The sequence below is a fragment of the Azonexus sp. genome, assembly GCF_041909095.1.
Classification (GTDB): Bacteria; Pseudomonadota; Gammaproteobacteria; order Burkholderiales; family Rhodocyclaceae; genus Azonexus.
In genome coordinates, this window is the sequence record NZ_JAYREB010000013.1 from 18,217 (window position 1) to 28,384 (window position 10,168).

Annotated in this window: 13 protein-coding genes and 1 pseudogene; all 14 read right to left on the reverse strand. The window is 63.0% G+C overall.

Features of this window, described 5'->3' with window-relative positions; genetic code table 11:
- Positions 1–84: 84 nt before the first annotated feature.
- Entirely contained in the window at positions 85–1,368 is a 1,284-nt protein-coding gene (locus ACE3OV_RS17300) for a TRAP transporter large permease (protein WP_374328740.1), read from the reverse strand.
- Positions 1,365–1,847 (reverse strand): TRAP transporter small permease, encoded by a 483-nt coding sequence (locus ACE3OV_RS17305; RefSeq protein WP_374328741.1) that lies wholly within the window; start codon positions 1,845–1,847, stop codon positions 1,365–1,367. The genes ACE3OV_RS17300 and ACE3OV_RS17305 overlap by 4 nt, the downstream gene beginning before the upstream one ends.
- A 57-nt stretch (positions 1,848–1,904) precedes the next feature.
- Positions 1,905–2,927 carry a DctP family TRAP transporter solute-binding subunit gene (locus tag ACE3OV_RS17310; RefSeq protein WP_374328742.1) on the reverse strand — a complete coding sequence of 341 codons (1,023 nt, stop codon included), beginning with the start codon at positions 2,925–2,927 and terminating at the stop codon, positions 1,905–1,907.
- Positions 2,928–3,051: 124 nt separating this feature from the next.
- Positions 3,052–3,258, reverse strand: coding sequence for a cold-shock protein (locus ACE3OV_RS17315; RefSeq protein WP_374328743.1), 207 nt, complete (start codon positions 3,256–3,258; stop codon positions 3,052–3,054).
- 211 nt (positions 3,259–3,469) lie between these two features.
- On the reverse strand, positions 3,470–4,723 hold the full coding sequence (gene murA, locus ACE3OV_RS17320) for a UDP-N-acetylglucosamine 1-carboxyvinyltransferase (RefSeq protein WP_374328744.1): 1,254 nt from the start codon (positions 4,721–4,723) through the stop codon (positions 3,470–3,472).
- Positions 4,716–4,958 carry a BolA family protein gene (locus ACE3OV_RS17325; protein WP_374328745.1) on the reverse strand — a complete coding sequence of 81 codons (243 nt, stop codon included), beginning with the start codon at positions 4,956–4,958 and terminating at the stop codon, positions 4,716–4,718. Before ACE3OV_RS17325 ends, murA begins: the two co-directional genes overlap by 8 nt.
- Positions 4,959–4,964: 6 nt before the next feature.
- Positions 4,965–5,735: an ABC transporter permease gene (locus tag ACE3OV_RS17330; protein WP_374328746.1), complete on the reverse strand. Its 771-nt coding sequence runs from the start codon at positions 5,733–5,735 to the stop codon at positions 4,965–4,967.
- 29 nt (positions 5,736–5,764) lie between these two features.
- Positions 5,765–6,451: pseudogene (locus tag ACE3OV_RS17335) on the reverse strand (ABC transporter ATP-binding protein); the annotation flags it as partial.
- An 11-nt stretch (positions 6,452–6,462) separates the two neighbouring features.
- Complete coding sequence (locus tag ACE3OV_RS17340; protein WP_374328748.1) at positions 6,463–6,741, reverse strand: lipid asymmetry maintenance protein MlaB; 279 nt, start codon at positions 6,739–6,741, stop codon at positions 6,463–6,465.
- Positions 6,738–7,367, reverse strand: a complete 630-nt coding sequence (locus tag ACE3OV_RS17345) for a phospholipid-binding protein MlaC (protein WP_374328749.1) — start codon at positions 7,365–7,367, stop codon at positions 6,738–6,740. The genes ACE3OV_RS17340 and ACE3OV_RS17345 overlap by 4 nt, the downstream gene beginning before the upstream one ends.
- A gap of 15 nt (positions 7,368–7,382) precedes the next feature.
- On the reverse strand, positions 7,383–8,105 hold the full coding sequence (locus ACE3OV_RS17350) for a VacJ family lipoprotein (protein WP_374328750.1): 723 nt from the start codon (positions 8,103–8,105) through the stop codon (positions 7,383–7,385).
- Entirely contained in the window at positions 8,102–8,572 is a 471-nt protein-coding gene (gene mlaD / locus ACE3OV_RS17355) for an outer membrane lipid asymmetry maintenance protein MlaD (protein WP_374328751.1), read from the reverse strand. Before mlaD ends, ACE3OV_RS17350 begins: the two co-directional genes overlap by 4 nt.
- Positions 8,569–9,363: a lipid asymmetry maintenance ABC transporter permease subunit MlaE gene (mlaE, locus tag ACE3OV_RS17360; protein ID WP_374328752.1), complete on the reverse strand. Its 795-nt coding sequence runs from the start codon at positions 9,361–9,363 to the stop codon at positions 8,569–8,571. The genes mlaD and mlaE overlap by 4 nt, the downstream gene beginning before the upstream one ends.
- Positions 9,347–10,168, reverse strand: a complete 822-nt coding sequence (locus ACE3OV_RS17365; protein ID WP_374328753.1) for an ABC transporter ATP-binding protein — start codon at positions 10,166–10,168, stop codon at positions 9,347–9,349. Before ACE3OV_RS17365 ends, mlaE begins: the two co-directional genes overlap by 17 nt.

The window sequence follows — 10,168 nt, forward strand, 5'->3', positions numbered from 1 at the left end:
TCAGCCTGAAGACAAAGAGGGCATTTTACCGCAAGCGCCGGCCGCCCCGATCGCGACACGCGCTATCGGGGCGATTACGTGCGCCTACAGGTAACCGAGGCGGCGTGGCAACCACAGCGCCAGTTCAGGCACGAAGGTCACCAGCAGCACCGCGCCGCCCATCGCCAGCACCATCCACAGCACCCAGCGCACCGTGCTATCCATGCCGATCCCGGCCATCCGGCTCGTCACCATCAGGTTGACGCCCATCGGCGGCGTGAACTGTCCGAGCGCCAGGTTCATCGTGATGATCAGGCCGAACCACACCAGGTCCCACTGAAAGTGCATGGCGATCGGCACCAGCAGCGGCAGGAAGATGAAGTAGATAGAGATCGCGTCGAGGAACATGCCGGCGACCAACAGCAGTCCCTGGATCATCAGCAGCATGCCGGTTTCGCTCAGCCCGCTGCCGAGCACCGTCTGCGCCAGCCGGTCAAAGGTGCTCAGCGTCGAACTGGCCCAGGCGAAGACGCTGGCCAGGGCGATGATGATCATGATCACCGAGGAAATCTCGGCGGCTTCGACGAAGACCTTCCAGATGTCGTTCCAGCCGAGCTGGCGATTGATCACGGCACCGACGAAGATGCCGTAGAAAACCGCGACGACGGCCGCTTCGGTCGGCGTGAACAGGCCGCTGCGCATGCCGCCGAGGATGATCACCGGCGCCGCCAGCCCCCACGCCGCCTCGCGCAGACTCTGCCAGAACGGCGGCCGCATCTCGCTGACGTCGGCCTCGAAACCGTTGCGCACCGACAGCCACCAGGCCATCAGGATCAACGCGACGCCGACCAGGATGCCGGGAATGATGCCGGCCGCGAACAGCGCCGGCACCGACGCCGCCGGCACCAGCAGGCTGTAGATGATCAGCGCGATCGACGGCGGGATCAGGATGCCGGTCGAGCCGGCAGAAGCGATCACCGAGGCGGTGAAGGCGCGCGGGTAACCGGCCTTGAGCATCGACGGCAGCATCACCGCGCCGACCGCCGCCGAATCGGCCGGCCCGGAGCCGGAAATGCCGCCCATGATCATCGCCACCAGGATGGCGACGATCGCCAGGCTGCCGCGGCGCTGGCCGACGACTGCCGAGACGAAGCGGACGATGCCGGCGGCAACGCCGGCACGCTCGAAGATCAGCCCGGCGATGACGAAGACCGGGATGGCCATCAGCGGATACTTGGCGACCCCGGTATAGACGTTGGTCGGCAGCGACAGCATGCCGAAGTCGGCAACCGCGACGACGGCGACGCCGGCCAGGCCCATGGCGACGGCAATCGGTACGCCGGCCAGCATCAGCGCGATGAACAGCCCGAAGAGCAACCAGTCCATCATTTCTCACCCCGCAGCAGCAGAACCAGCACGCGCAGCGTGATCAGCAGCGAGAGCAGCGGCAGCCAGACCGTGTACCACCACTGCGGCACGCCGAGCGACGGCGAGGTGACTTCGAAGGTGTAGTCGTCCCAGGCCATGCGCGCGCCATACCAGGCGAGCAGACCGAACATCAGCAGGCTGCAGGCCATCGAGAAGCGATAGGCGAAAGCCTTCAGGCGCGGTCCGCGGGCGACCAGGTAGTCGACGGCGATGTGATGGCCGGTCTTGAAGGCGTGCGAGGCGCCAACCAGAGTCATCACCACGAGCAGGGCGACAGAGACCTCCTCGGTGAAAGCGAAGGAGAAATCGGTGAAATAGCGGACGACGACGTTGGCCATCGTCAGCAGGCAGAGCAGCACCATCGAGGCGCCCATCAGGAAACGCTCGACGCGGCCGAGCGTCAGCTTGCCGCGCGCGGCGGCGGATTCGGATTGCGACATGGGGAAAGGCAATGAGGCCACACCGACCGAAGCCGGCGTGGCGGAGGCAACAAAGGATCAGCGTTTGGCGATGGCGGCTTCGGCCTTCTTCACCAGATCGGCACCGATCGTTTTCGCCCACTTCTGGTAGACCGGCCGGGTGGCCTGGACAAAGGCGTCGCGCTGCGCCGGCGTCAACTGGGTCACGGTGACGCCGGAAGCCTCGATCTGCTTGAGCACCGCGTTATCGTTGCCGGCGATGCCCTTGCGCGCCTTTTCGACGTTCTCGCGCCCGGCCTGCAGCGCGGCCTGGCGGACCGCCTCGCGATCGGCTGGCGTCCAGCTATTCCAGACCTGCTTGTTGACGACGAAGATCAGCGGGTCGGCAACGTAGTGCCACAAAGTCAGGTGTTTCTGGCCAACGTTGGTCAGCTTGGCGGCGACGAACACCGACAGCGGGTTTTCCTGGCCGTCGACGGCGCCGGAGGCCAGCGCCGGCTGGGCGTCGGCCCAGCTCATCTGGGTCGGGTTGGCGCCTAGTGCGGTGAAGGTCTCGTTGTACAGCGGCGAACCGACGACGCGGAACTTCATACCCTTCATGTCGGCCGGCGAAGTGATCGCCCGCTTCGAGTTCGACATCTCGCGGAAACCGTTCTCGCCCCAGGCCAGCGGCACGACGTCGCCGCGCTTGTCGAGGATGGCGAACAGGTCCTTGCCGACCTCACCCTGAGTCAGCGCGTCCATCGCCTTGTAATCGGGCATCAGGAAGGGCAGCGAGAACAGGTTGAGTTCCTTGATCTGCGGCGACCAGTTGATCGTCGAACCGATCGACATGTCGATGACGCCCTGACGGATCGCCGTGAACTCGCGGGTCTGTTCGCCGCCAACCAGCGAATTGCCGGCGTAGAGCTTGATGTTGATGCGGCCCTGGGTTTTTTCCCTGACCAGTTCGATCCAGCGCTCGCCGGCCTGCCCCCAGGGAAAGGCCGGACCAAGGGTGGTGGACAGCCGGTACTCGGCACGGTAAGTCTGGGCCTGGCCCGCCCCGCTGACCAGCAAACCGGCTGCGATGGCCGCCGCGATGAAGGTTCTGCGCAACATCGATCTCTCCCTGTCTGGTTGGATAAGCTGTCGATTATCGACCCGCCATCGCGCACACGCAACCGGCCGTAGACGCAAAAAAGCCCGGCATCCCGGGCTTTTCGCATCATAAAGAAGGACTGGCTCAGTCGATCTTGTTGATGTTGGCTGCCTGCTTGCCCTTCGGACCGGTGACGATGTCGAAGGAAACGCGCTGGTTTTCAGCCAGGGTCTTGAAACCGTTGCCCTGAATCGCGGAGAAATGGGCGAAGAGGTCCTCACCGCCGCCTTCCGGCGTGATGAAACCAAAACCCTTGGAGTCGTTGAACCACTTGACGGTACCAGTTGCCATATTGAAGCTTCCTTGGAAAAAATAAATGAATACCGAGAATCAAGACCGAGGAGCTGACAAACCGAAAACGGCGCAGGAACAACACACTGCCTGGAAATCCCGTGCCCGCGAGTATGCTGCAGCTGACGAAGAATGCAAAGCCTTTTTCAGAATTTTTTTCGCCGCCCTGCCAAAAAGCCCGAAATTCAGCAGGGAAGCGACATTCCGCTGGTCAACGCAGGCGTTCGACAGAAGCGCCGAGCGCCGACAGCTTCTGCTCAATCCGTTCGTAACCGCGGTCGAGATGGTAGATGCGATCGATCAGCGTCTCGCCCTGCGCCACCAGGCCGGCGATGATCAGCGATGCCGAGGCGCGCAGGTCGGTGGCCATCACGGTCGCCCCCTGCAAGCGGTCGACGCCGCGGACGACGGCGTTGTTGCCTTCGATCTGGATGTTGGCTCCAAGACGCATCAGTTCGTTGACGTGCATGAAGCGGTTTTCGAAGATCGTCTCGCGAATCGTCGCGACGCCGTCGGCGACGCAGTTCATCGCCATGAACTGCGCCTGCATGTCAGTCGGGAAAGCGGGATAGGGCGCCGTCCGCAGACTGACCGCCTTGAGCCGGGCGGGCGCCGACAACTGGATCGCGTCGCGTTCGATGACGATTTCGCAGCCAGCGTCGAGCAGCTTGTCGACGACGGAGTCGAGATAGGCGGCCGAGGTCCGGGTCAGCCGCACCTTGCCGCCGGTCACCGCGGCCGCGCACAGGTAAGTGCCGGTCTCGATGCGGTCGGGCATGATCGCATGGTGGGCGCCGTGCAGTTTTTCGACACCCTGGATACGAACGATGTCGGTACCGGCGCCGGAGATGCGCGCGCCCATCGCCACCAGGCAGTTGGCCAGATCGACCACCTCGGGTTCGCGGGCGGCATTCTCGATGATCGTCTCGCCGTCGGCCAGGCAGGCCGCCATCATCAGGTTCTCGGTGCCGGTGACGGTAACCATGTCGGTGCAGATGCGCGCGCCCTTGAGGCGACTTGCCCGGGCGTGCACATAGCCCTGCTCGACCTTGACTTCGGCGCCCATCGCCTGCAGGCCCTTGATGTGCTGATCGACCGGCCGCGCTCCGATGGCGCAGCCGCCGGGCAGCGACACCTTGGCTTCGCCGCAGCGGGCAAGCAATGGCCCGAGCACGAGGATGGAGGCACGCATGGTCTTGACCATCTCGTAGGAAGCGACCGGATTGTTCAGGCCGCTGCCGTCAAGCGTCAGGCCGTCGTCGCCGTCGCGGCGGATGCCGATTCCCATGTCGCCGAGCAGGCGCAACATCGTCGAAATGTCGTTGAGTTGCGGCACGTTGGAAAATTCCATCGGCTCGGCGCTGAGCAAGGAGGCGCAGAGGATGGGCAGCGCCGCATTCTTGGCGCCGGACATGGCGATTTCGCCGTTCAGGGCATGACCGCCCCGGATCAGTAACTTATCCACGCTGGGCACTCCATTCTTCGGGGGTCAGGGTCTTGAACGACAGGGCGTGCAGTTCGCCGGTCGCCAGTTTCTCCTGCAAGGTCTGGTACACCCGCTGCTGCCGCTGCACGCGGTTGAGGCCGGCGAATTCGGCGCTGACCACCAGCGCCTGGAAATGCTGGCCGTCGCCATCAAGCTCCAGGTACGCGCAGTTCATGCCGGCAAGAATGTATTGTTTGATCTGTTCGGGATGCATGTTCTTTCAGTTTCTCAGTTTCCAGCCCTGCCGCAGCAGCGCCAGCGTGATCGCGGCAACCGCCAGCAGACAGGTGGCAACGACTGCCAGACTGAGCTCCGGCGCGACGTCGGAAACGCCGAAGAAACCGTAGCGGAAGCCGTCGATCATATAAAAAACAGGATTGTAATGGGACAAGCCTCGCCAGAATGGCGGCAGGCTGTGAATCGAATAAAAGACGCCGGACAACATGGTCAGCGGCATGATCAGAAAGTTCTGGAAAGCGGCGAGCTGATCGAATTTCTCGACCCAGATCCCTGCCACCATGCCGAGCGCGCCGAACAGTGCCCCACTCAGGAAAGCGAAAGCGAAGATCCAGAGCGGCGCCGCCACTTGCAGGTCGACAAATGCGACGGTCGCCAGCAGCACGCCGACACCGACCATAAGGCCGCGCAACAAGGCCGCCAGCACGTAGGCGGCGAAGAACGCGCCATAGGGTATCGGCGGCAGCAGGACGAACACGATGGAACCGGTGATCTTGGCCTGGATCAGGCTCGACGAGGAATTGGCGAAGGCGTTCTGCAGCACCTGCATCATCACCAGGCCGGGAATCAGGAAACTGGTGTAGCCAACGCCATGCACCCGGACATGGTCCTCGAGCACATGACCGAAGATCATCAGGTAGAGCATCGCCGTCAGTACCGGCGCGGCAACGGTCTGGAAGGCAACCTTCCAGAAGCGCAGGACTTCCTTGTAAAACAGGGTCCAGAAACCGATCAGCAACTCATTGATGGTCATTGCCGCAGCGTCCGCATGAAAACCTCTTCCAGCGAAGCGCCGGGATGCGCCGCCATCAGGTTGGCCGTACTGTCGAGCGCAATCAACTGCCCCTGCTTCATCAAGGCGATGCGGTTGCACAAGGCTTCGGCTTCCTCGAGGTAATGCGTGGTCAGGATGATAGTATGCCCCTCGCCGTTGAGGCGACGAACGAACTGCCACAGGCCTTGGCGCAATTCGACATCGACCCCGGCTGTCGGCTCGTCGAGGACGATCACCGGCGGTTTGTGCACCAGCGCCTGGGCAACCAGGACGCGCCGCTTCATGCCACCCGACAGGCGCCGCATGTTGGCGTCGGCCTTGTTGGTCAGATCGAGGTGATGGAGGATTTCGTCAATCCAGTCATCGTTGTTGCGGATGCCGAAGTAGCCCGACTGGATGCGCAAGGTCTCGCGCACGCTGAAGAAGGGATCGAACACCAACTCCTGCGGCACCACGCCGAGCAGGCGCCGCGCCTGGCGGAAGTCACGCACGACATCATGGCCGAGCACGCTGATCGAACCGCTGTCGAGCCGGGTCAGCCCGGCCAGGCTGGAAATCAGCGTTGTCTTGCCGGCGCCGTTGGGGCCGAGCAGGCCAAAAAATTCGCCGGGCTCGATACGCAGCGATATTCCGGCCAGGGCCTTGAGGGAAGCAAAAGACTTGACGACGTCGACGACGGAAACGGCTGCAGGCATGGACAGGCCGCTCAGGCCAGGGGCAACAGGTCGGAAATGCCGTAGAGTTCGGCCAGGGAAAGCACGCCGGCGGGAACGCCGACAAATGAAAGGCGCTGCCTGGCTGCCTGGGCGTGGCGCTGCCAGCCCAGCATGACCGCCAGCGCCGAGGAATCGGCTTCGTCGACGGCGGAAAGATCGACCACCGAATCGCCCCCCATCTCGGCGCAACCGGCCGCCAGCAAGGCCCTGGCGTTCGCCATCACCATGGCGCCGCGAACGACAAGGGCCCCGTTGCCACGTTCGATCATTTCTTGCCGGTCTTGGCCGCCGCGGCGACTTCCAGCGACTTGTTCTTGGCCGCCAGGCTGGCGATCAGGCCGTCAATGCCGCCGTTCCGTACTTCGCTGGCGAACTGCTCGCGGTAATTGGTGACCAGGCTGATGCCGGCGACGACGACGTCGTACACCTTCCAGTTGTCGCCAGCCTGCTCCAGCCAGTAATCGATCTGCACCGGCTGCGCGCCGGGCTGCGTCACTTCGGAGCGCACCAGGACTTCGGTTTCGCCGCTCTTCATCTTGAACGGCTTGAAGACGATGCGCTGATTGCTGTAGCCGGTCAGCGCGTTGGCGTAGGTGCGCACGAGCAGGTTCTTGAACTCCTCGGCCAGGCGATTCTTCTGCGCCGGACTGGCGCTACGCCAGTCACGGCCAAGCGCCAGCGCGGTCATGCGCTGGAAGTTGAAATGCGGCAGCACCTTGGCGTCGACCAGCGCATTGACCTTGTGGAGATCCCCGTTGCGGATGTCCTTGTCCTGACGGACGATTTCCAGAACCTCGTCGGAAACCCGGCGCACCAGCGCATCCGGCGCTTCGGCGGCAAACAGCGGAGCATTGAGGAAACAGGCCAGGCAAACGGCAAGCAAGCGCTTGATCATCAGAGAATCCTCAACTCAATCGTCCTGGCGCGGCGGGCGGCCATCGTAAATCAGGTTGCGGCGACGCTGCAGATAGGCATCACGCACATAGGCATATTTGTCGAGCGCGGCTTCCTCGACCACCTTGTCGGCGGGCAGCAGGCCGGCGCGGATATCGACGAAGCGCAGGACCGAGGTGCCGATGCGCACCGATTCGGGCTGAATCGCCGACACCGGATCGACATAGGTATCGACCGCCCAGCCCAGCAGGTCGCGCGAGGTGCGCGGACCGACCACCGGCAGGAAGACGAAGGGACCGTTGCCGACCCCCCAGACCGCCATGGTCTGGCCGAAATCCTCGTTGTAGCGCTCTAAGCCGAGTTCGCTGGCGACATCGAAGAGCCCCAGGATACCGACCGTCGAATTGATCAGGAAGCGGGTCAGCCCCAGACCGGCGTCGGCCGGCTTGCCTTGCAGCGCGTTGTTGGCACCGCCCCAGACTTCGCCGACATTGCCGAAGAAATTGCCGACACTGGCCTTGACCGGCAGCGGAACGGCCGCATCGTAGGCCTGGGCGACCGGACGGGCAGCGTACTTGTCCAGGGCTTCATTCACCGAGAACATCGAACGATTGAAGTTTTCGTAAGGATCGCGCTGGCTTTCCTGAGCACTCGCCTGGGCGGTCGACACGAACAGTGCGCCACCGAGAGCCAGCAGGCGAACCAGTCGCCGAATCGAAAATCCTGCCTTCAATGTCATTTGCTATCCTGTCCTTCAGCCGCCTTGTTGAAAAGGAACTGGCTGATCAGTTTTTCCAAGACTACCGCTGACTGGGTCATTTTCACCGTGTCGCCCGGTTGCAGCATCTTCTCGTCGCCACCGACGTCGAAACCGATGTACTGCTCGCCCAGCAGACCCGCCGTATAAATCGATGCGAAGGTATCCCGCGGGAAACGGTAACGCCCGTCGATATTCATCGTCACCACCGCCTGGTAGCTCTCGGGATCGAAGCGGATATCCGCGATCCTGCCCACCAGAACGCCGGCGCTACGAACCGGACCGCGCACCTTCAGGCCGCCGATGTTATCAAACTTGGCTTGCAGGACATAGGTCTCGGACAGGTGCGCCGCCGAAAGATTGCCCACCTTGAGCGCCAAAAACAACACTGCAGCGACGCCCAAAGCGACGAAGAAGCCGACCCAGAGGTCGATTACGGTACGGTTCATGATGTTCCCCGAAACATGAACGAAGTCAGAATGAAATCCAGCGCCAGAATGGTCATCGCCGACGTCACGACGGTGCGGGTGATCGCTCGCGACACCCCCTCCGCCGTCGGGACCGCGTCGTACCCCTCGAACACTGCAATCAGCGAAACAGCAAAACCAAAAACGACACTCTTGATGATGCCGTTGAGAATGTCGTAGCGGAAATCGACGCTCGACTGCATCTGCGACCAGAAGGCACCATCATCGACGCCGATGAAAACCACCCCGATCAGCCAGCCGCCGAACACACCCATCGCCGAAAACATCGCCGCCAGCAGCGGCATCGAAATCACCCCACCCCAGAAGCGCGGCGCCACGACGCGGGCCAGCGGGTTGACCGCCATCATGTCCATCGCCTTCAACTGCTCGGTCGTCTTCATCAGACCGATCTCGGCGGTGATCGACGAACCAGCCCGCGAGGCAAACAACAGACCGGCGACCACCGGCCCCAGTTCGCGCACCAGCGACAGCGCAACCAGTATCCCCAGCGCCTCGGTCGAACCGTAGCGCTGCAGGGTTTCATAGCCCTGGAGGCCCAGCACCAGGCCGACAAACAAGCCGGAAACCAGGATGATCAACAGCGACAGCACGCCACTGAAGTAGATTTCGCGCAAGGTCAGCGGCAGGCGACGGAAGGCCGTTCCGGAATGGGTCAGGATGGCGAAGAAGAAGCGCGCAGCGAAGCCGAGGCGCCAGATCCGATCGACGGTCGGCGCGCCGATCTTGCGCAGCAGGTCAAGCGGCCCCGGCATGTCCGCCCTCCAGGAAGAAATCAGCCTGCATCGACGCTGCCGGATAGTCGAAATGCACCGGCCCATCCGGCTCGGCATGCACGAACTGGTGCACGAACGGGTCGCGCGAGGCACGAATTTCGTCCGGCGTTCCTTCGGCAACCACCCGGCCACCGTTCAGGAAATAGATGTAATCGACGATCTGCAGCGACTCCTGCACATCGTGCGTGACCATGATCGAGGTTGCCCCCAGCGCGTCATTCAGGGTCCGGATCAGGCGACCGATGACGCCAAGCGCGATCGGGTCAAGTCCGGTGAAGGGCTCGTCGTACATGACCAGCATCGGGTCCAGAGCGATCGCCCGGGCCAGCGCCACCCGCCGCGCCATGCCACCGGACAGGGAGCCCGGCATCAGGGCATGGGCGCCCCGCAGACCAACGGCTTCCAGCTTCATCAGCACCAGGTCGCGGATCATCTCGTCGGAAAGATCGGTATGCTCGCGCAGCGGAAAGGCCACATTCTCGAACACCGAGAGATCGGTGAACAAGGCGCCGAACTGGAACAACATGCCCATCCGCCGGCGCAGCCGATACAGCTCCGCTTCCGACATCTTGCTGACCACGGCGTCGGCCAGCCGCACCGTTCCAGCGCTCGGCCGCAACTGGCCACCGATGCAGCGCAGCAAGGTGGTTTTGCCGCAGCCGGAACCGCCCATGATGGCGACCACCTTGCCGCGCGGGATGCGCATGTTGATCCCCTGCAGCACCGGCCGCCCGTCATAGGTGAAATGAAGGTCTTCGATATCGACCAGGATGTTTTCCGCCAA

Bases quoted from the DNA above. Each gene is read 5' to 3' on its own strand.
- ACE3OV_RS17305 (WP_374328741.1), bottom strand. From the start codon at position 1,847: ATGTCGCAATCCGAATCCGCCGCCGCGCGCGGCAAGCTGACGCTCGGC.
- ACE3OV_RS17340 (WP_374328748.1), bottom strand. From the start codon at position 6,741: ATGATCGAACGTGGCAACGGGGCCCTTGTCGTTCGCGGCGCCATGGTG.
- ACE3OV_RS17330 (WP_374328746.1), bottom strand. From the start codon at position 5,735: ATGACCATCAATGAGTTGCTGATCGGTTTCTGGACCCTGTTTTACAAG.
- ACE3OV_RS17300 (WP_374328740.1), bottom strand. From the start codon at position 1,368: ATGATGGACTGGTTGCTCTTCGGGCTGTTCATCGCGCTGATGCTGGCC.
- ACE3OV_RS17345 (WP_374328749.1), bottom strand. From the start codon at position 7,367: ATGATCAAGCGCTTGCTTGCCGTTTGCCTGGCCTGTTTCCTCAATGCT.
- ACE3OV_RS17315 (WP_374328743.1), bottom strand. From the start codon at position 3,258: ATGGCAACTGGTACCGTCAAGTGGTTCAACGACTCCAAGGGTTTTGGT.
- mlaE (WP_374328752.1), bottom strand. From the start codon at position 9,363: ATGCCGGGGCCGCTTGACCTGCTGCGCAAGATCGGCGCGCCGACCGTC.
- ACE3OV_RS17350 (WP_374328750.1), bottom strand. From the start codon at position 8,105: ATGACATTGAAGGCAGGATTTTCGATTCGGCGACTGGTTCGCCTGCTG.
- ACE3OV_RS17325 (WP_374328745.1), bottom strand. From the start codon at position 4,958: ATGCATCCCGAACAGATCAAACAATACATTCTTGCCGGCATGAACTGC.
- mlaD (WP_374328751.1), bottom strand. From the start codon at position 8,572: ATGAACCGTACCGTAATCGACCTCTGGGTCGGCTTCTTCGTCGCTTTG.
- ACE3OV_RS17310 (WP_374328742.1), bottom strand. From the start codon at position 2,927: ATGTTGCGCAGAACCTTCATCGCGGCGGCCATCGCAGCCGGTTTGCTG.